General features: G+C 71.9%; 22 protein-coding genes. 12 read left to right on the top strand and 10 right to left on the bottom strand.

Annotation, left to right across the window (positions count from 1 at the left end):
* Positions 1–43 precede the first annotated feature (43 nt).
* The 4 genes from V6U90_RS06270 (at position 44) to pheA (ending at position 2,578) form a co-directional block, all read left to right on the top strand.
* Entirely contained in the window at positions 44–499 is a 456-nt protein-coding gene (locus tag V6U90_RS06270; RefSeq protein WP_334431956.1) for a hypothetical protein, read from the top strand.
* A 72-nt stretch (positions 500–571) separates the two neighbouring features.
* Positions 572–961: an ACT domain-containing protein gene (locus V6U90_RS06265; RefSeq protein ID WP_334431954.1), complete on the top strand. Its 390-nt coding sequence runs from the start codon at positions 572–574 to the stop codon at positions 959–961.
* A gap of 144 nt (positions 962–1,105) precedes the next feature.
* On the top strand, positions 1,106–1,612 hold the full coding sequence (locus tag V6U90_RS06260) for a hypothetical protein (RefSeq protein ID WP_334432069.1): 507 nt from the start codon (positions 1,106–1,108) through the stop codon (positions 1,610–1,612).
* Positions 1,613–1,621: 9 nt separating this feature from the next.
* Positions 1,622–2,578, top strand: coding sequence for a prephenate dehydratase (gene pheA, locus V6U90_RS06255; protein WP_334431952.1), 957 nt, complete (start codon positions 1,622–1,624; stop codon positions 2,576–2,578).
* A 44-nt stretch (positions 2,579–2,622) separates the two neighbouring features.
* On the opposite strand, the gene V6U90_RS06250 is transcribed toward pheA, so the two are convergent.
* Positions 2,623–3,345 (bottom strand): AIM24 family protein, encoded by a 723-nt coding sequence (locus V6U90_RS06250; protein ID WP_334431949.1) that lies wholly within the window; start codon positions 3,343–3,345, stop codon positions 2,623–2,625.
* Between the two features lie 70 nt (positions 3,346–3,415).
* Positions 3,416–3,763, bottom strand: a complete 348-nt coding sequence (locus V6U90_RS06245; RefSeq protein ID WP_334431947.1) for a metallopeptidase family protein — start codon at positions 3,761–3,763, stop codon at positions 3,416–3,418.
* 119 nt (positions 3,764–3,882) lie between these two features.
* Between V6U90_RS06245 and V6U90_RS06240 the strand changes: the two genes are divergently transcribed.
* From V6U90_RS06240 to V6U90_RS06230, 3 genes are all read left to right on the top strand, one after another.
* Positions 3,883–4,698 (top strand): hypothetical protein, encoded by an 816-nt coding sequence (locus tag V6U90_RS06240; RefSeq protein WP_334431944.1) that lies wholly within the window; start codon positions 3,883–3,885, stop codon positions 4,696–4,698.
* 202 nt (positions 4,699–4,900) lie between these two features.
* Positions 4,901–5,722 carry an HAD family hydrolase gene (locus tag V6U90_RS06235; protein WP_334431942.1) on the top strand — a complete coding sequence of 274 codons (822 nt, stop codon included), beginning with the start codon at positions 4,901–4,903 and terminating at the stop codon, positions 5,720–5,722.
* Positions 5,722–6,549, top strand: a complete 828-nt coding sequence (locus V6U90_RS06230; RefSeq protein ID WP_334431940.1) for an HAD family hydrolase — start codon at positions 5,722–5,724, stop codon at positions 6,547–6,549. The genes V6U90_RS06235 and V6U90_RS06230 overlap by 1 nt, the downstream gene beginning before the upstream one ends.
* 55 nt (positions 6,550–6,604) lie before the next feature.
* Here the strand turns inward: V6U90_RS06230 and V6U90_RS06225 are convergent, their stop codons facing one another.
* Positions 6,605–7,195 (bottom strand): bacterial proteasome activator family protein, encoded by a 591-nt coding sequence (locus V6U90_RS06225; protein ID WP_334431938.1) that lies wholly within the window; start codon positions 7,193–7,195, stop codon positions 6,605–6,607.
* A 72-nt stretch (positions 7,196–7,267) separates the two neighbouring features.
* Between V6U90_RS06225 and V6U90_RS06220 the strand changes: the two genes are divergently transcribed.
* The gene (locus V6U90_RS06220; RefSeq protein ID WP_334431936.1) at positions 7,268–8,068 is read left to right on the top strand and encodes an alpha/beta hydrolase family protein; all 801 of its coding nucleotides are present in this window, start codon (positions 7,268–7,270) and stop codon (positions 8,066–8,068) included.
* Positions 8,069–8,148: 80 nt separating this feature from the next.
* Positions 8,149–9,342, top strand: coding sequence for an ABC transporter substrate-binding protein (locus tag V6U90_RS06215; RefSeq protein ID WP_334431934.1), 1,194 nt, complete (start codon positions 8,149–8,151; stop codon positions 9,340–9,342).
* Between the two features lie 106 nt (positions 9,343–9,448).
* Here V6U90_RS06215 and ddaH read toward each other — a convergent pair whose 3' ends face one another.
* Entirely contained in the window at positions 9,449–10,282 is an 834-nt protein-coding gene (ddaH, locus tag V6U90_RS06210; RefSeq protein WP_334431932.1) for a dimethylargininase, read from the bottom strand.
* Positions 10,283–10,341: 59 nt separating this feature from the next.
* Here ddaH and V6U90_RS06205 point away from each other — a divergent pair, with 59 nt between their 5' ends.
* Positions 10,342–10,800 carry an Lrp/AsnC family transcriptional regulator gene (locus tag V6U90_RS06205; protein ID WP_334431930.1) on the top strand — a complete coding sequence of 153 codons (459 nt, stop codon included), beginning with the start codon at positions 10,342–10,344 and terminating at the stop codon, positions 10,798–10,800.
* 78 nt (positions 10,801–10,878) lie between these two features.
* Here the strand turns inward: V6U90_RS06205 and V6U90_RS06200 are convergent, their stop codons facing one another.
* The 4 genes from V6U90_RS06200 to mobA all read right to left on the bottom strand — a co-directional run bounded on the left by V6U90_RS06200 (position 10,879) and on the right by mobA (position 14,195).
* Positions 10,879–12,048: a UDP-N-acetylglucosamine--N-acetylmuramyl-(pentapeptide) pyrophosphoryl-undecaprenol N-acetylglucosamine transferase gene (locus V6U90_RS06200; protein WP_334431928.1), complete on the bottom strand. Its 1,170-nt coding sequence runs from the start codon at positions 12,046–12,048 to the stop codon at positions 10,879–10,881.
* A gap of 34 nt (positions 12,049–12,082) precedes the next feature.
* Positions 12,083–13,186, bottom strand: coding sequence for a T3SS (YopN, CesT) and YbjN peptide-binding chaperone 1 (locus V6U90_RS06195; RefSeq protein ID WP_334431926.1), 1,104 nt, complete (start codon positions 13,184–13,186; stop codon positions 12,083–12,085).
* Positions 13,187–13,338: 152 nt separating this feature from the next.
* Positions 13,339–13,596: a DUF6457 domain-containing protein gene (locus V6U90_RS06190; protein ID WP_334431924.1), complete on the bottom strand. Its 258-nt coding sequence runs from the start codon at positions 13,594–13,596 to the stop codon at positions 13,339–13,341.
* Complete coding sequence (gene mobA / locus V6U90_RS06185; RefSeq protein WP_442933533.1) at positions 13,593–14,195, bottom strand: molybdenum cofactor guanylyltransferase; 603 nt, start codon at positions 14,193–14,195, stop codon at positions 13,593–13,595. The genes V6U90_RS06190 and mobA overlap by 4 nt, the downstream gene beginning before the upstream one ends.
* 79 nt (positions 14,196–14,274) lie before the next feature.
* Between mobA and fdhD the strand changes: the two genes are divergently transcribed.
* Entirely contained in the window at positions 14,275–15,120 is an 846-nt protein-coding gene (gene fdhD, locus V6U90_RS06180; protein ID WP_334431922.1) for a formate dehydrogenase accessory sulfurtransferase FdhD, read from the top strand.
* A 52-nt stretch (positions 15,121–15,172) separates the two neighbouring features.
* On the opposite strand, the gene V6U90_RS06175 is transcribed toward fdhD, so the two are convergent.
* The gene (locus V6U90_RS06175) at positions 15,173–16,243 is read right to left on the bottom strand and encodes a DUF4192 domain-containing protein (RefSeq protein WP_334431919.1); all 1,071 of its coding nucleotides are present in this window, start codon (positions 16,241–16,243) and stop codon (positions 15,173–15,175) included.
* Positions 16,244–16,353: 110 nt separating this feature from the next.
* Positions 16,354–16,866 (bottom strand): GNAT family N-acetyltransferase, encoded by a 513-nt coding sequence (locus V6U90_RS06170; protein ID WP_334431917.1) that lies wholly within the window; start codon positions 16,864–16,866, stop codon positions 16,354–16,356.
* 67 nt (positions 16,867–16,933) lie between these two features.
* On the opposite strand from V6U90_RS06170, the gene V6U90_RS06165 reads away from it, so the two are divergent.
* A complete protein-coding gene (locus V6U90_RS06165; RefSeq protein WP_334431916.1) occupies positions 16,934–17,827 on the top strand; it encodes a fructosamine kinase family protein in 894 nt (297 codons plus the stop codon).
* Positions 17,828–17,849 lie beyond the last annotated feature (22 nt).

Raw genomic sequence — 17,849 nt, 5'->3', positions numbered from 1 at the left:
CCGGCTAGCGTGGAGTTCACCGTTGGTGTGCATAGGAGGCGCGGTGGCCCACGTCGAACTCTCGCTCACGGAAGTGCTCGCGCCAGCGGTCCACTCGCCGACGGAACCCACCGACAGCCTGGCCCAGTGGTCAGCGACCGTACGCCATGCGGCCGAGCCGTGTCTGCTGATCGACCGGGAGACCCGGGTCGACGCGGTGTCGACTGCGGCGTGCGCCCTGCTGGGCCTCGGCACGCCGGCCGAGGTGATCGGGCTTCCCCTGCTCAAGGGAGGGCTGCGGTTGCTCGACTTCACCGCCGCCCGGGCGGAACTGACCGAGCAGGAGGTCGACAAGATCCCCCCGCTGCTCGCCCTCTCCTCCGGCCGGCTCGCCCGGGGTCTGCTCCGGGTCCGGGCCGGTACGCCTGGCGGGCCGGACGCCACGGTGGACGCGATCTCCACCCCGGTGCTGGTACACGGCGCGGTGGCCGGGTCACTCACCTTCTTCTCGGAGGTCTGAGCAGGGCCGGCTGTGGTGATGACCGCACCGGCAGAGGTTGGGGTAGGCCGCTGCTCACCGTAAGGTGCCCTCATGCTGGATATCGCTCTGCTGCCGGACGAGTACGCGGTGTGCCGGATCCCCAGCGGCACGCCGGTGCCGACCGGCCTGCTGAGTGACCTGTCCGGCACCGAGGTCGCCTCCCTGGCTGCCAGCCCGGACGGGTTGTCCCTGATCTGCCCGACCCTGCGGGTGCCGGACGGGGCAACGGTGGAGACCCCCTGGCGGTGTCTGCGGGTGGTCGGCCCGCTGGATCTGGCGTTGACCGGGGTGCTCGCCTCCCTGGTCGCCCCGCTCGCCGAGGCCAGGGTGGAGATTGTCGCCTTCTCCACATACGACACCGACTATGTGCTGGTGCCGGCGGTCCGCCTGGCCGAGGCGATCGGCACCCTGACCAATGTCGGCCATCGGGTGGCCACCTGACCCGCCGATCGACGGTCCTCAGGCTCTACGATGTGTTCGGCCGCGCATCCGGGCCGGCCGAACCATCAAACCTAACGACGCCCACCTATCCCAAGGACCCGGCTCGTGCCGCGTATCACCCCTCGACCGTCACTGCACCGGCTGCTGCTCGTTGGCGTCGTGCTCGGCGTGGCGTTGCCGTCGACCGCCTGCGGCACCCCGCCCGAGTTACGCGAGCCGGCCGGTGGTGCCCTGCCGACCCGGTCCGCGCCGCCGGCCAGTCCCACCCTTCCTGCCGTCCCGGCGCCACCGGCACCGACGTTCACCCTCCCGCCGGTACCCACCCCCGCCGACCAGAACGCCGGCCCGTGCCGCAGCGGGCCGGACGCGGGCCAGGTGATCGGGCTGCTACGCCGCGCCGACGGCCTGCTGCCGGCCGGCGTACGGGCGAAGGTGACCAAGGGTCCGCTCTGCGCCGACGGGTGGCAGTACGCGGTGATCGACGTGACCGGGCACGAGGCGCTGGAGATGGTGTCCCGGGGCCGCCCCGGCGCTCTCAAACTGGTCACCGCCGGCACCGACGTCTGCACCATCGAGGTACGCACCCTGGCCCCGTCCGGCATCCGGGCACTGGCCTGCGACGGCGCCACGGTGACCGGCGCGGGTGCGTAGGCTGGCACCATGCCAGGAACACCGCCCACCCGGTTCGTCTACCTGGGTCCCGAGGGCACCTTCACCGAGCAGGCGTTGCGCACCATCCCCGCCGCCGAGCGGGGCAGTCGTACACCCACCCGCAGCGTCCCCGAGGCGCTGGACGCGGTACGCGCCGGGGACGCCGATGCGGCCGTCGTACCGCTGGAGAACTCGATCGGCGGGGCCGTACCGGTCACCCTGGACGAACTCGCCGAGGGTGCGCCGCTGGTGATCACCCGGGAGATCGTGCTGCCGGTGCAGTTCCTGCTCGCCGCCCGGCCGGGTACCGGGCTGCCCGGCATCCGCAGCGTCGCCGCCCATCCGCAGGCGTCCGCCCAGTGCCGGGGCTGGCTGCGGGACAACCTGCCGGACGCGGTCGTGGTCGACGTGCTCTCCAACGCCGCTGCGGCGATCTCCGCCGCCGAGGGGCAGCACGACGCGGCGATCTGCGCACCGATCGGCGCGTCCCGGCACCGGCTGGCGGTACTCGCCGACAAGATCGCCGACCATCCGGACGCGGTCACCCGGTTCGTGCTGGTCACCCGCCCGGGGCCACCGCCGCCGCCGAGCGGTGACGACGTCACCTCGCTGGCCGTCTACATCGCCCACGACCGGGTGGGCGCGCTGCTCGCGGTGCTGACCGAGTTCGCGGTACGCGGGGTCAACCTGACCCGGATCGAGTCCCGCCCGACCGGTGAGGCGCTCGGCCGGTACGTCTTCTTCCTGGACTGCACCGGCCACGTCGCGGACGTCCGGATGGGCGAGGCGTTGCAGGGGCTGCGCCGGGTCTGTGCGGACGTCCGGTTCCTCGGGTCCTATCCCCGCCACCGGTGGAACACTCCGACGGCGGAGCGACCGGTGCCACCGCCCGCCGGTCTGTCGGACACCGACTACGCCGACGCGGTGGCGTGGCTCGCGCGGCTGCGGGCCGGGGAGCTGTGCTGAGTGGGTGGCGCCCCCGACCCACTGCCGGAGGCGCCACCCGGTGCTCAGCTCAGCAGGCCACCGAGCAGGCCGCCCTGCTGCTCCTGCTGCCCCGAACCGGCCACCGGCGGCTCCTCGGAGGGCTGGACGACCACGAAGCCCTGCCCGGCGAAGCTCATCGTGTACGCCTCGCCGGTACGCCGGCCGAGCAGCGTACCGATGCCGAGCTGCTCGGCCCGGTGGTAGCCGACCTGGAGGTTGGCCGACCAGCAGACCGCCGCCTGCGGGTCGACGTAGGTCGGCGCGTCCACGTTCAGCACCACCGGGGTGCCCTTGGTGGTGATCGCGATCCGGCCGTGCCCGCTGAAGACGCAGTTGAACAGCCCGGCGGAGGACATCATCCCGGCGCCGCTGACCATCTTGATGTCGTACTGGAGGGTGGAGTCGAAGGCGAGCACGCTCGACCCGTTGATGGAGAGGGCGTCGCCCTGCTCCAGGTCGATGATGTGCACGTCCGAGGCGAGATCGGCGAGGAAGACGTCACCGCGGCCGCTGAGCTTCATCAGCGGGACGCCCTCACCGGTCAGCTTCTGCTTGAGGAACTTGCCGAGCCCGCCCGAACCGAGTGCCTGGAACTGCACCTGGCCCTGGTACGCGACCATCGAGCCGACCCGGGCCATGGCCTCGCCGTTCAGCTCGATCTTCAACATCTTGGAGTTCTGCAGCCGCATCCCCGGCTGGGCGGACTCCTTCTCCAGGTTCTCTGCGGAGAACAGCGCGCTGCGCATCTGAATTTGCCTCCCGATCAGCGTAAGTGGCCCGAGGGTAGGCAGGTTGCGCAAGAAGCGGCAACAGCGCTCAGCCCCAGCCGAGGGCGTGCAACCGGTCGTCGTCGATGCCGAAGTGGTGGGCGATCTCGTGCACCACGGTCACCGCGACCTCGTCCACCACGTCCGAGTCGTCGTCACAGATCCGCAGGATGGGATGACGGTAGATGAAGATCCGGTCGGGCAGCACCCCGGCGTAGTCCCAGCCGCGCTCGGTCAGCGCGTGCCCCTCGTAGAGCCCGAGCAGGTCGGGCTCGTCCTCCGGCGGGTCGTCCTCCACCAGGATGACCACGTTGTCCATCAGGCGGAGCAGTTCCTCCGGCACTTCGTCGAGGGCATCGGCGACCAGTTCCTCGAAACGCTCTCGACTCATCTCCACCGGCACATCGACAATTCTGCCCGATCCACCGCCCGCCGGGCGGTGTGTGATCTCTGCCCGACCACCGGCCGCTGTGTCATGATTCGGCGGAGTGCCCCGGCCCACCGGAAGGGCGACCGATGTCCCAGGATCCCCCCGTACCCCGACAGGACAGCCGCGCCGACGGGCCGGTCGTGATGGCCTGGGGTGAGGGCCGCACCGACCGGCCGGAGAGCAGGTGGGCCGCCCTGGTTCGGGACCGGCGGCTGCCGGCGGTACTCGCCGGTCTGGGCGGCGTGGCCGCCTTCGCCAGCCTGGCCGGGGAGTGGTCGGTGATGACCGTACCCAACTCGGGGCCGGAGGCCAGCGAGACGGTCCGGGTACCGGCCGGCGTCTCCGACGTCGGCAACTTCGGTACGGCGTACCTGATCGGGCTGCTCGCCCTGGCCGGCTGCGTGGCGCTGGTCCTGGCCGGCTCCCGGAGTGTCCGGCACAATGCCCGGGTACTGGCCCACACGCTCGCCGGAGGCCTGCTCGTCCTGTTGACCACCGCAGCCCTCGCGCTCGACCAGGCAGCCGAACGGCGACTCTTCTACCCGGCCGACGACGGCTTCCGGATCGACTACGGGCGCGGACTGATGATGGCCTTCGTGGCCACCGCACTGCTCGGTCTCGCCGCACACCGCGCGGGTGTCCACCCCTTCCCGGGACAGGTTGGCGACGCCGGACAGTCGCCGGTGTGGTCCGGCGACGACGGAGACTCCCCGGAAACGTCCGGCGACGAAGCGGCCACGGATGCCGACGACCAGGTCGGTCAGGCGCCGGAGCCAGCCGGAGCCGGCCGTTGGCGCCGCCGTCGGGCCCCGGAGCCGGAGGACGGCCCGGCCGCACCCACCGACCTGACCGTGGAGCCGACCAACCCGTTCGTCCGCCCGGACCCGCCGGCGCCCCGCTGAGGAACCCGCCCGGCAGGCACCGGGCCCGTCCACCTGCCACGCTGCCCGACCGCACCGGTCATCCGGGGTTGCCACCCGGTTCGCCGGAAAGTCATGGTTGGGCCGGTATCCGCGAGGTACGGTTGCTCCCCGTCGTCACGCGCTGACCCTTACCGACGAGCGAGACGGCCGGCGTGTTTGGGCGGCGGGCGAAGGAGGAGCCATGACCCGCCCCGGACTGCCCAAGTTGATCGCCACCGACCTGGACGGCACGCTGGTACGCAGCGACGAGACCGTTTCGGCGTACACCCACCAGGTCCTGGACCGGGTCCGTGCGGCGGGCATCCCGGTGGTGGCGGCCACCGGCCGGGGGCCCCGCCTGACCGAGCTGACCCGCAACGACATCCGGGCCGCCGACTTCCTGGTGATGGCCGGCGGTGGCCGGGTGGTGGACCAGAGCGACCCGACCGGCCCGGTGGTGCTCCGGGACGAGCGGCTGCCCGCCGGGGTGCTGGCCGAACTGATCAGCAAGCTGGAGGTCGAGCTCGGCCCGCTGACCGTGATGGTCGAGGCGCTGGACAGCCACGATGCGCCGCTCTGGGGGGACTTCGACCCGAGTTGGCCGTACCCGGCCCTGTTCGAGAACCGTAGCCGCGCCGACTGCCTCTCCCACGACGTGATCAAGGCGTTCGCCCGTACCACGGACCGCCACGTGGACGAACTGCTGGCCGCCGCCCGGGAGATCGTGCCGTCCGACGTGGCGACCCTCACCCAGGCCGGTCTGGGTTTCATCGAGATCTGCCCGCCCGGGGTGGACAAGGCGACCGGGCTGACCGTGGTCGCCGAGTCGCTCGGGGTCGACCCCGCCGAGGTGCTGGTCTTCGGGGACCAGCCGAACGACCTGCCGATGTTCGAGTGGGCCGGCTGGCACCGGGTGGCGGTGGCGAACGCGCACCCGGCGGTCCGGGCCGCCGCCGACGCGGTGACCCTGCGCAACGACGACGACGGGGTAGCGGTGTTCCTGGATCGACTACTCTCCCGCTGATGGGAACCACTCCGGCCAGCTCACCGCCCATCCCTCGGCTGGTGGCCACCGACCTCGACGGCACGCTCCTGCGCTCGGACCGCACGGTGAGTCCGTACACGGCGGAGGTGCTGGGCCGGATCACCGCAGCGGGTACGCCTGTGGTGCTGGTCACCGGCCGCCCGGTGCGCTGGCTGAAACTGGTGTACGACCAGCTCGCCGAGCCGGTACCGGCGGTGTGCGCGAACGGGGCGGTGGTCTACGACCCGCTCACCGACACCGTGCTGCGCGCCGATCCGCTCTCCCCCGCCCTGCTCGCCGAGGTGGCCCGGCGACTCCGGGCGGCGGTGCCGGGGGTGTGTCTCGCGGTGGAGATCACCGACAGCCGGGAGATGCGGCACGAGGCCCCCTTCCCGTTGCGCTGGGAAAGCGAACCGGACCTCATCCGGGCCATCGGGTCACCGGAGGAGCTGCACGCCGTACCGGCGGTCAAGCTGCTCGCCCGGCCCACCGAACACGAGCCCGAGGTCTTCATCAAGCTGGTGACGGCGACGGTGGCCGGGCTGGCCGAGGCGACGCACTCGACGTACTCCGGTCTGGTGGAGATCTCCGCCGCCGGGGTGACCAAGGCGGCCGGGCTGGCCTGGCTCTGCACCCGGTACGACGTGCCGGCCGACCGGGTGCTGGCCTTCGGGGACATGCCGAACGACGTGCCGATGCTGGCCTGGGCCGGCCAGGCGGTGGCGGTGGCCAATGCGCACCCGATGGTGCTGGAGATCGCCGACGAGGTGGCCCTGCCGAACGACGAGGACGGCGTGGCGGCCTACCTGGACGCGCTGCACTGGTGAGCCCCGGCCCGCGACGAGGGCGGGCCGGGTTCCCAGGCGGTGAGGCGTCGGAGCGTCAGAGGTACTGTCCGGTGCTGTGCGCCTCGCCGGGCGACGGCTGCGGCCCACCCGGCACGCCGGGGATCATCCCGCCCGGACCGCTGGGCAGGGCCTGCCGGCCACCGGAGCGCATCTGTTCGAGCTGCACCCGGGCCGCCATCTGCTGCGCCACCAGGGCGGCCTGGATGCCGTGGAAGAGCCCTTCCAGCCACCCCACCAGCTGCGCGTGGGCGATCCGCAGCTCACCCTCGGTGGGTACGTTCTCCTCGGTGAACGGCAGGGAGAGCCGCTCCAGCTCGTCCCGCAGCTCCGGTGCAAGGCCCTCCTTCAGCTCGACGATCGACCGCTCGTGGATCTCCCGGAGCCGGCCCCGGCTGGCGTCGTCCAGCGGCGCGGCCTTGACCTCCTCCAGCAGCTGCTTGATCATGCTGCCGATCCGCATCACCTTGGCGGGCTGCTCGATCAGTCGGGCCGGGTCCTCACCGTGCATCTCGTCGGTCTGCACGGTGCCGACCGGACGGCCGTCCGGACCGACGACCACCACCGTGCCGGCGCCCTGCCGGTCGGGCTCGTCGTGCTGCTCGGGATTGCGTGGGGCTTCGGTCATACCCCAATCTTGGCGCAACCCGTGGGTCCGCCGCTCGCCGGGAGTCCGACGGGGCGCGCTACCGTCGCGACCATGGCCGCCGACCCCCGTGCCGTGCTCACCCGACCCGCGCCGCCACCGGACGTCACGGTGGCGTACGGCGGACATCCGGACCAGATCGCCGACCTGCGCCGACCCGCCCCCCGGCCCGGTCCACCGCGCCCGCTGGTGATCGTGATCCACGGCGGCTTCTGGCGGTCGGAGTACGACCGCAGCCACACCGGGCCGCTCGCTGCCGACCTGGCCGCCCGGGGCTACCCGGTGGCGCAACTGGAGTACCGGCGGACCGGTACTCCCGGTGGCGGCTGGCCGGGCACCTTCGACGACGTCCACGCCGGGGTGGCCACCCTGCCCGAGTTGGTGACTGCGGCGTTCCCCGACGTGGCGGCCGGTGGTCCGCCGATCCTGCTCGGACACTCGGCAGGCGGCCAGCTAGCGCTGCATGCTGCGGCGACGGAGCCGTCCCGGGTGGGTGGGGTCCTCGCCCTGGCACCGGTGGCCGACCTGGTCGAGGCGTACCGGCTGGATCTGGACGGCGGGGCGGTGGCCGCGCTGCTGGGCGGCGGGCCGGCGGAGGTACCCGACCGGTACGCCGCCGCCGACCCGCAGAGCTGGGTACCGATGAGAACACGTACCGTAATTGTGCACGGAGTACGTGATGAACAGGTCCCGATCCGATTGAGCCAGGCGTATGTAGCGGCAAATCGTGCAGCCGGTGCGGAACCCACCCTCATCGAATTACCGGAGTGCGAACATTTCGGGCTAATTGATCCAACCTCGATCGCCTGGCCCACTGTAACCGGGGCATTAAAGTCCCTGCACAACGATCACTAAGCATTGACGCAGCGTCGCCGGCCAGGTAGAACGCCGAGGGGGCGGCGATCCGGCCCAGCTCAGCGGTGGGAGGATGATCGGTGTCGGAGATGGACCGCAGGCGGGCCCTGAAGCTGCTGGCCGCGCTCGGTACGACGGGTCTCGCCGCTGCCTGCGGCGCCGACCCGGCAAGCGAGGAGACCGCCAGCGGGTCTCCGATCAGAATCGGTCTTATCGCCCCACAGACCGGCGGTTACAAATCCATCGGCGACGAAATCATCAACGGTTTCCAGCTTTTCCTCGACCTCAACGACAAGCAACTCGGCGGCCGGCCGGTGACCCTGTTGACCGCCGACGAGGGCGAGACCGAGCAGACCGGCAAGGACGCCGTCGACGGGCTGCTCAAGCAGGGCGTCCTCGCCCTCACCGGGGTGGTCAACTCCACCACCATGGTCGGCATCCGGGACACCGTCGAGCAGGCCCGGGTTCCCCTGGTCGGCTCGAACGCCTCACCGAAGTCGTTGCAGAGTGTCGTCTACATCTGGCGTACGTCGTACGTGCTGGACGAGCCCGGTCGGGCACTCGGCCCGTACGTCGCCCAGCAGTTGCCCAGGAGCAGCCGGGTGGCCATCATCGCCCCGGACAACCTCGGCAGCCGGGACGCGGTGCAGGGCTTCCGGGAGGGCTTCGGAGCGTCCGATCCGAGGATCGCCAGCGAGACGACCTGGACCGAGTTCCTCACCAACCCCGGCAAGAACGCCTACGTGGCGAGCATCAACCAGGCACTGCGCGACAACCCCGACGCGATCTTCTGCTTCTACGCCGGCCCGGCGGCGGTGCAGTTCATCAAGCAGCTCCGGGCCGCCGGCTACCAAAAGGAGATCTACGCCCCCGGTTTCCTCACCGAGGGGAGCGTGCTCGGCGAGCTGCGCCCGGCCGAGGCGACCGGGATCATGACCTCGTTGAACTACTCCGCTGACCTGAACAACGCCGCGAACCGGAGGTTCGCCTCGGCCTACCGCAAGACCCACAGCACCTCGCCGACCACCTACGCAATGGCGTCGTACGACGCCGCACAGGTGCTCGACAAGGCCATCCGGCTGGCCGGGCCGACGGCCACCTCCCAGCAGGTCAACCTGGCGCTGGGCAAGGTCGGCCAGATCGACAGCCCGCGCGGGCCGTGGCAGTTCAACCAGCCGCGCACCCCGCAGCAGAAGTGGTACCTGCGGAAGGTCCAGCCCGACGGCCGGCTGCTGTCGAACGTCCTGGTCAACGAGCTGGCCACCCTGGGCTGACCCGGCAGACGCCAATGGCCCGGTCCCGGACGGGACCGGGCCATCGGAGCCGGCGGCGGCGTGCCGTGCCGCCGCCCGGCCGGCTCAGTCGCGCAGCCCGGCCGGCTCAGTCGCGCAGCTCGGCGATGCAGCACTTCACGCTGCCACCGCCCTTGCGGACCTCGGTCAGCTCCACCGGGACGGGTTGGTACCCCATTGCGGCCAGCTTGTGTGCCAACCCGGTCGCCTCGCTGTTCAGCACCACGTGGTAACCGTCGCTGACCAGGTTGAGGCCGAAGGCCAGGACATCGGCGTCGTCGGCGAGCACCGCATCGGGGAAAAGCTGGGCGAGCACCCGCTGCGAGGCCACCGAGAAGGCGCCCGGGAAGTAGACGATGTTGCCGTCGTCGAGCGCGGCCAGCGCCACGTCCAGGTGGTAGAAGCGCGGGTCGACCAGGCGCAGCGAGACCACCGGCCGGCCGAGCACCTCCTGGGCCTCGGCGTGCGCGGCGGGATCAGTGCGGAAGCCGTACCCGGCGAGGATCAGGCCGCCGTGCGCGTCCGGCACGTACGCGAAGTCGCCCTCCCCCTCGTTGGTCTCGGTGGGCGCGACGAAGTGCCAGCCCTGCGACTCGTAGAAGGCCCGGTGCCCGGCAGCCTCCGCGGTGCGCTGCTCGTGCTTGAACCGGGCGCCGTAGACGGTGCCGTCGACCACGAAGGCGCCGTTGGCGGCGAAGACCATGTCCGGCAGGCCGGGTTGCGCCGGCAGGACGTGCACGGTGTGGCCGAGCCCGACCAGAGTCTCCCGCAGGCGGTCCCACTGTTTGACCGCCAGGTCCGGATCAACCGGGACAGACATGTCCATCCACGGGTTGATCGCGTACTCGACGCCGAAGTGCTCGGGCGGGCACATGAGATATGTCCGCTTTCGCGGCACTCGCTGCTGGTTCACGAAAACCAAGGGTAGGTACGGTAGAACTTCGGTAACAGCCACAAGCATTGCTTCCGAGAGGCGAAACATTGCAGATAGATGGCGTAGATCAGCGGATCATTGCGTCGCTGGTGGCAGACGCCCGCGCGTCGTACGCGGACATCGGAGCGCGGGTCTCCCTCTCCGCACCGGCGGTCAAACGGCGGGTGGACCGGCTACGGTCGGCCGGGGTCATCAAGGGGTTCACGGCGGTCGTCGACCCGGCGGCGGTCGGCTGGACGACCGAGGCGTTCGTCGAGCTCTTCTGCGCGGGACGGACCACGCCGGCCCAGATCGGGGTGGCCACCCGGCGGCACCCGGAGGTCGTCGGCGCCTACACCGTCTCCGGTGAGGCGGATGCGCTGGTACACCTGCGGGCGGCCGACATCGCCCACCTTGAGGATGCGTTGGAACGACTCCGCGCCGAACCCTTCGTCACCAGCACCCGGAGCACCATCGTGCTGTCCCGGCTGGTGGAGTCGCCGACCGTGGTACCAGCACCAGGCTGAGCCCTGCTGGCGCGGCCCAGTTCGGTCCGGCGGTGGTCGGTCGACGCCGCTCAGCCGGCCGTGCCCGGTCGGTGCTGCTCAGCCCTCCCGGGCCGCGTCGATCAGCTCGCGGGTGACCGCCGCCGCAGCGTCCGGGCGACCGTGCCGTCGGGCGGCCTCCGCCAACTGCTCCCGCCACTGCGGGTCACGCAGCAGGGTGAGCACCTCGTTGCGGAGGTTGTCCGGGGTGGCGTCCGGGCCGGCGAGCACCCGGGCCGCCCCGGCCTCGGCCAGGTGGCGGGCGGTCCGCCGCTGCTCGTCACCGCCGGTCGGGATCAGCGGGATGAACACACACGCCTTACCCAGGGCGGTCAGCTCGGCGACCGTACCGGCGCCACTGCGGGCCACCACGATCGACGCGGCGGCCAGCACGTCCGGCAGTTCGCCGTGCACGTAGTCGACCACCCGGTAACGGTGTACCAGGTGCGGCGGCAGCGCGGCGGCGACCTGGCGCATCCGGTCCAGCGAGTAATCGCCGCACTGGTGCAGTACCTGGCACTCGTTGAGCAGGTCGGGCAGGATCTGCGCGACGAGGTCGTTCACCTGCACCGCGCCCTGGGCGCCCCCGGTGACGAAGACCAGGGGGAGGTCCGGGTCCAGCCCGTGGGCGGCGAAGCCTCGGGCCGGTTCGCCGGCCAGTACCTCGGGCCGGATCGGGTTACCGGTGACCACGGCCCGCTTCCTGGCCCGCGCCGGCAGGTGCTCCACCGACGAGGGGTGACTGAGCAGGATCCGGGTCGCCACCATGGCGAGGATCCGGTTGGCCAGGCCGAGGGTGAGGATCTGCTCGTGCATCACCAGCGGCCGACGGGTGAGCCAGGCGGCGATCCCGATCGGCACGGAGACGTACCCGCCGCTGGAGAAGACCACCGCCGGCCGGTTCCGCACCACGATCAACACGGCCTGCAACAGGCCGAGCGGGATCCGGAACGCGTCCGCGATGTTGCGGCCCAACTCCCGCAGATTCGGGGACCGGCGCAGCTTGCCGGTGGTGATCGCCCGGAAGGGGATGCCCTCCTCTGCGGCGATCCTGGCCTCCAGCCCATGCTCGACACCGACCCAGAGCAGGTCGGGCTCGGTACCCGCCTCGCTGAGCCGGGCGCGCAGGGTACGGATCGTGGTCAGGGCCGGGTAGGTGTGTCCACCGGTACCACCGCCGGTGACCACCACCCGGATCCGGTGCAGCCGCTGGGCGCTGTAGACCGCCATATCGTCACTTTCCGTCGTGCAGCATGAGGGATGCTCAGAGGTACATGCCGGTCCGGTGCTCGCCCGGACCACGGTTGGCCGGCTTGTCCCCCTCGCCGAAGAAGCGCTTGCCGCCGAACTCGCCATGCAACCGGTCGTCCAGTTCGTCGGCCAGCCCGGTCATCACCTGGACGGCGAGCATCAGGTGGGTGGGCTGGAAGTTGCGGCCGAAGACCGGGATGGACGCCCAGACCGTGTCGTCGGCGCAGTACAGCCGGCCGATCGGCATCCGGTTGGTCAGCTCGGAGAGCTTCACGTAGAGCTGTTCGGTCGGCTCGACCTCGGTGAGTACCGGGGAGAAGACGTCCACCAGCGGTGGATTGTCGCGGACCCGGACGAACACCATCGCCGAGCCGGCGCGGATGTTGATGTCCCCGTCCGAGTCGACCTGGAGCTGATCGGCGCCGGACTTCAACATCGTGGAGACGACCATCCGGACCTGCTCCTCCAGCGGGAGCACGTCACCGCTGCCCGCACCGGCCACCCGGGCGGCTGCCAGCGCGTCGTCCAGGTCGGCCCCGATGTCCCGCTGCGGGCCCGCCTCGGGGCGGGCGGTACCGAGCGGCTCCCCGTCCACCGGCTCGCCCTCGGCGTCCTGCACCAGGTACACCAGGAAGGCCGGGTGCGGGGCGCCGAAGACGTCCCGCAGGGTACGGGCGACGACGGCGGCCAGCCGGGTGGCGTCGGTGACCGAGCTGGTCAACCCGAAGTAGTCGCCGGAGCCCTGCACCACCCCGGGCGGCGACCAGCCGAGCGCGACCATGTCGGCCACTGCCGACCGGTCCAGCCGGAAACCCTCTGGGAGCAGGGCGTTGCCGACCGCCCGTGCGACGAGTTGCCCGTCGGCGGCGGCGTCGACACTGACCGCGTAGACGGCGTCACCGGTACCGGAGGCGGTGGGGTCGAGGGTCAGCTCGATCCGGGCACCAGCCGGCAGGCCACGCAGGCAGGCCGCAAGCGCCCGGGCGAACTCCTGCCACGCCTCGGTCACCTTCGCCCGCAGGTCCGCCGTGGTCGGCTCGTCGAGCAGGATCGACTCGTGCTGGCCCGGTTCGCTCCCGGCCGGTCCGTCCGCGGGCAGGGGGTGGTCTGCCGTCATGATCGCCTCCGTCCGTCAGGCACACCCTACCCACGTCACGCGGGCAGCGAATCAGTCCGGACCCGGATCGGACAGTGACCGGCGTAACTTCCGGGCCCGATGGGTGGTCGGCCCCGGTGCTGACCAGCCGGTGCTCCGGGAGCGCCGGCCGGTCAGGACCGGTCGCCGGCCGGCGGGTGCGTGTCGGGCCAGGATGCGGCGAGCGCGGTCAGCCGCGCCGCGGCCTGCACCGGATCGGCGCCCCGACCCACCGCCAGCCCCAGCAGGTACGCACTGACCGGTGCCCCTGGCCGCAGCACCTGGTGCGCAACGTCCCGGGCCAGGTCGAGCACCACCGGTACCGCCGCCTCACCCGGCTCGATACCCAGTTCGGCGCAGGCCGCCGTCACCCACTCGTCCATCAGCGTCAACGTGTCCACTCCTCTGCCCGGCGCAGGTCGTCCTCGGTGTCGCAGTCGAACCAGGGCGGCGGCCCGGCGCCCGCCCAGGGCACGTCGACCACGGTCAGCCCGGCCAGCAGCGACCGCATCGACGCGCCGGCCAGGCTACCGGTGCGCTCCTGTAGGAGCCGGTTCACCGCCGACCGCAGCGAAGCGACCCGCCAGACCCCGCAGAGCGGCTGGCGGCGCCCGCCGGGGTCGGCGTAGCAGACGCCGTCCGGGCCGTCGTCCGCAGCCAGTCGCTCACGCAGTACCGCCACGGCCTCCCCGGTCAGCAACGGCAGGTCGGCGGCGAGCAGGGCCACGGTCCGACTGTCCGGGTCCAGCAGCGCCAGCCCGGCGCCAGCCGCCGCGACCGGCCCGCCACCGGAGGGACGTTCCCTGGTCACCCATACCCCGGCCGGTACCCCGGCGGCCGGCCCGACGAGGATCCTCGGCCACGCGTCGGCCACCGCCGCCAGTACCCGGTCCCGCATCGAGAGCCCACCGACCAGCCGCCCCGGCTTGTCGGTACCACCCATCCGTCGGGCGGCTCCGCCCGCGAGCACCACCGCCGCGTACCCCGTCACGCGATCAACCTAGTCGCGTCCGACCCGGGTGCGCCGCCCTGTCCGTGACCGGACCCGGTACACGGGGCAGGATGGTGGGATGGGACGGGCCACTGACCGGCGCAGCGTGGTGCGGATCGACCTCACCGGACCCCGGCCGTCGGTACGCCGACCCGACACGCTCAGCGTGGAGGAACCGCTGGAGATCCGGGTCGGTCCGGCCGGACCCGGTCGACGGCAGCCGCTCACCGTGACGATGCGTACGCCCGGTGATGATCTCGATCTCGCACTCGGTTTCCTGCTCACCGAGGGAATCGTCCGGACCGCCGACGACGTGCTGACCGCGCAGCTCTGTGCGGGTGCGGAGACCCCCAACACCTACAACGTGGTGGACGTGGTGCTGGCTCCCGGGGTGCCGAACCCCGAGGTGGATCCCACCCGCAACTTCCACACCACCAGTTCCTGCGGGGTCTGCGGCAAGGCGAGCATCGACGCGGTGCGTACCCGGTCCCGGTTTCCGGTCGCGGAGGACCCACTCACCGTCGACGCAGCCGTGCTGGGCGGCCTGCCGGACCTGTTGCAGTCGGCGCAGCGTGCCTTCGAGTCCACCGGTGGGCTGCACGCGGCCGGCCTCTTCACCGCCCCCGGTGAACCAGTGGTGACCAGGGAGGACGTGGGCCGGCACAACGCGGTGGACAAGGTGATCGGGTGGGCTGTGCGGGAGCGGCGGTTACCACTGACGGGTCACCTGCTGCTGGTCTCCGGGCGGGCCAGTTTCGAGCTGACCCAGAAGGCCTGGATGGCCGGGATACCCCTGCTGGCTGCGGTATCGGCGCCGAGCAGCCTCGCCGTCGACCTGGCCGGCGAGGCCGGGATGACCCTGGTCGGCTTCCTCCGGGGCCCGACCATGAACGTCTACACCGGCGCCCACCGGGTCACCGTCTGACCCGTGAGGGGAACGGCCGACGCATGGAACGGTTGACGCACGGGACGGCCGGTCAGCCACGGGGGCGACGGCGGCGATCCGCGCGGGACCGGCGGCGACGCCGACCAGACGCGCCCGCACCGGCACCGGCACCGGCACCGGCTATCTTCGGCCAGCCGTCGAGCTGCGACGGTGGCACCCCGTTCCGGATCAGCTCATCGAGCAGCAGCGCCATCGAGTAGTCGGGCTCGACCGTCAGCGCCCGTTCCAGCGCCACCACCGCCAGCGAGCCCCGGCCCGCGCGCCAGGCCGCGAAAGCGAGCAGGCAGGCCGGGGCGGGCACCAGTTCCGGCTCGGCCCGCTGCACCACGTACCGCCAGAGCGCCAGGTGCCGGTCGTCCCCGTCGGTCAGCTCCCACGCCTGGTCCCGGATCGGCAGGTGGGCCAGGAGCATGGTCAGCCAGGCCACCTCGTCATCGGTCATCGATCCGGGCGCCCGCCCGGGATCCAGCGCGGCCCGCACCGCCGCGTCGCCGAGCGCGTTGAGTTTCCGCTCGTCCAGCGGGCCCTCGTCGAGCAGCCCGATCATCCGCTCCTCGGCGCGTACCGTCGCCTGCCGCATCGCGATCCGGGTGAGACCACCGACCGGGGCGACCTCGGCGGCGAGACTCGCCCGGTCCGGGTACGCCACCTCACCCGCGAAGACTGCAGCGGCGGTCACCTCGCTGCTGCCCGCGTCGTACGGCCGGCCCTCGGGCGGGCAGCAGCCCGGATCGGGGCAGAGGTAGGACCAGTAGCGCCCGTCCGTGACCCGCAGAACGTCGAGTACCCGCAGACCACCGGCTTCCAGGGCGACCCGAACCGCGTCCACCGCCGGGGTCACCCGGTCGGCCGGACCGTAGCCGAGGACGGTGGCCGATCCGGCGTCCTGGCGGAAGATCATGTCGCTGATGTAGCGGGCCGTCTCGCTGCTCGACAGGCCGGCCGCCGGCAGGTCACCCCGGGCGGCGAAGACCACCCGCTTGCCCCGCATCGCCACCACGACCACGCTGTCGGTCGGGTGGAACCCCAGCAGGTACGGCACGGCGGCAATCAGGTCGGCGGGGGAGCGGACGGAGAGCACCGTCTTCTCGGTGGAAGTCATGTCGGCAGCCTGGCCGGCACACCCCGCCGGGCTGAACCCCCGATCGCTGCCTGTGGACGACACGCCGGTTATCCACAGGCACCCAGCGTATTCCTGCCGGTCAGCCACGTTCAGGACCGGAAGTGCAGCTCATGGAGGTCGATGGTGGGCCGCTCCCGGCCGGTTGCCGGAGCCCGGAGATCGAGGGTCAACTCGACCGCCGAGAGCAGGTCGTAGCCGGCCGCGTGCAGGCAACGCAGGGCGGCCACGTTGCGCGCCTCGGGTGCCACGGTCAACCGGGCGATACCCCGTCGCCGGGCCTGTCCGGCGACGTGCCCGAGCAGGGCCCGGCCGATCCCCCGGCCACGATGACGCTCGGTGACCACCACCGGTTCCACCCTGGCCGACCGGCCGACCAGCACGAGTCCGGCCAGTCCCACCACGCCGGCCTGGCGGTGTTCGGCGACCCACACCCCGGAAAGCTCCAGCCGGGTCAGGTAACCGTCGAAGGTGGCGTCCCGGTCCCCGCCGACCACACCCGGTTCGTCGTACAGCTCGCGGTGCTGGCGGGTCAGCTCGCCCCACAGCGCCCGACCGGCGGCGTGGTCCGCCGGCCGGTACGGACGGATCACGCCGTCATCCATGGCTCATCCTTACCCCGGATACCCACCTCATGCCGTCGACTTCGGGACAAACGGCTACCTTGCGCTGATGGACCTGGCGTACCTGCGGGCGCACCCGGCGCACCTGCCGACCTTCCTCACCCACCAGCGGATCCGGGAGACCCCGGTGTCCGGTGGCAGCATCTGCGCCGCCTCCCGGCTCACCCTGGACGACGGGAACTCGGTCTTTGCCAAGACCTGGCCGGAGCAGGCCGGCACCGCCGCACCGGACGGGTTCTTCGCCGCCGAGGCGGCCGGACTGCGGTGGTTGCGGGCAGCCGGCGCGGTACCCGTACCGGAGGTGATCGTCGAGCTGCCGGATCTGCTGGCGCTGGAGTGGGTCGAGCCGGGGGAGCCCACCCCGGAGGCAGCAGAGCAGTTCGGCCGGGACCTCGCCGCGCTGCACCGGGCCGGGGCACCGGCCTTCGGTGCCGACTGGAACGGCTTCATCAGCGCCCTGCCGCAGGACAACACGCCGGATCCGGGCCCGTGGTCGACCTGGTTCGCCACGCACCGGCTGACGCCGTACCTGCGCCGGTCGGTGGACAACGGTGCGCTGACCGGCGCCGTGGTCGACCTGGTCGAGCGGGTGATCGCCGGATCGGACGGGTACGGCGGGGAGGAGCCGCCGGCTCGGCTGCACGGCGACCTCTGGCCGGGCAACGTGCTCTGGGGCCTCGCCGGGCAGGTCTGGCTGGTCGACCCGGCCGCCCACGGTGGCCACCGGGAGACCGACCTGGCCCAGCTCGCGCTCTTCGGCGGCCTGCCGCACCTGGACCGGGTACTCGCCGCCTACCAGGAGGTCCACCCGCTGGCCGACGGGTGGCGGGAGCGGGTACCGGTGCACCAACTGCACCTGATGCTGGTGCACACCGCGCTCTTCGGTGCCGCTTGGCGGGATGTGGTCGCCGCCACCGCCCGGTCCGCGCTCGGTACGCGCTAACGTCGAGCGGTGAACAGCGTCC

The sequence above is a fragment of the Micromonospora sp. CPCC 206060 genome, assembly GCF_036906895.1.
GTDB lineage: Bacteria > Actinomycetota > Actinomycetes > Mycobacteriales > Micromonosporaceae > Micromonospora.
Note: the sequence above shows the minus strand (reverse complement) of the source record. Positions and strands in the feature narration are given on the sequence as shown.

Coding starts and splice junctions, on each gene's coding strand:
- V6U90_RS06250 (WP_334431949.1), bottom strand. CDS start 3,345: ATGCGCAGCGCGCTGTTCTCCGCAGAGAACCTGGAGAAGGAGTCCGCC.
- V6U90_RS06170 (WP_334431917.1), bottom strand. CDS start 16,866: ATGGATGACGGCGTGATCCGTCCGTACCGGCCGGCGGACCACGCCGCC.
- V6U90_RS06230 (WP_334431940.1), top strand. CDS start 5,722: ATGGGAACCACTCCGGCCAGCTCACCGCCCATCCCTCGGCTGGTGGCC.
- V6U90_RS06265 (WP_334431954.1), top strand. CDS start 572: ATGCTGGATATCGCTCTGCTGCCGGACGAGTACGCGGTGTGCCGGATC.
- V6U90_RS06220 (WP_334431936.1), top strand. CDS start 7,268: ATGGCCGCCGACCCCCGTGCCGTGCTCACCCGACCCGCGCCGCCACCG.
- V6U90_RS06195 (WP_334431926.1), bottom strand. CDS start 13,186: ATGACGGCAGACCACCCCCTGCCCGCGGACGGACCGGCCGGGAGCGAA.
- V6U90_RS06240 (WP_334431944.1), top strand. CDS start 3,883: ATGTCCCAGGATCCCCCCGTACCCCGACAGGACAGCCGCGCCGACGGG.
- V6U90_RS06175 (WP_334431919.1), bottom strand. CDS start 16,243: ATGACTTCCACCGAGAAGACGGTGCTCTCCGTCCGCTCCCCCGCCGAC.
- V6U90_RS06235 (WP_334431942.1), top strand. CDS start 4,901: ATGACCCGCCCCGGACTGCCCAAGTTGATCGCCACCGACCTGGACGGC.
- V6U90_RS06225 (WP_334431938.1), bottom strand. CDS start 7,195: ATGACCGAAGCCCCACGCAATCCCGAGCAGCACGACGAGCCCGACCGG.
- V6U90_RS06200 (WP_334431928.1), bottom strand. CDS start 12,048: ATGGCGGTCTACAGCGCCCAGCGGCTGCACCGGATCCGGGTGGTGGTC.
- pheA (WP_334431952.1), top strand. CDS start 1,622: ATGCCAGGAACACCGCCCACCCGGTTCGTCTACCTGGGTCCCGAGGGC.
- fdhD (WP_334431922.1), top strand. CDS start 14,275: ATGGGACGGGCCACTGACCGGCGCAGCGTGGTGCGGATCGACCTCACC.
- V6U90_RS06165 (WP_334431916.1), top strand. CDS start 16,934: ATGGACCTGGCGTACCTGCGGGCGCACCCGGCGCACCTGCCGACCTTC.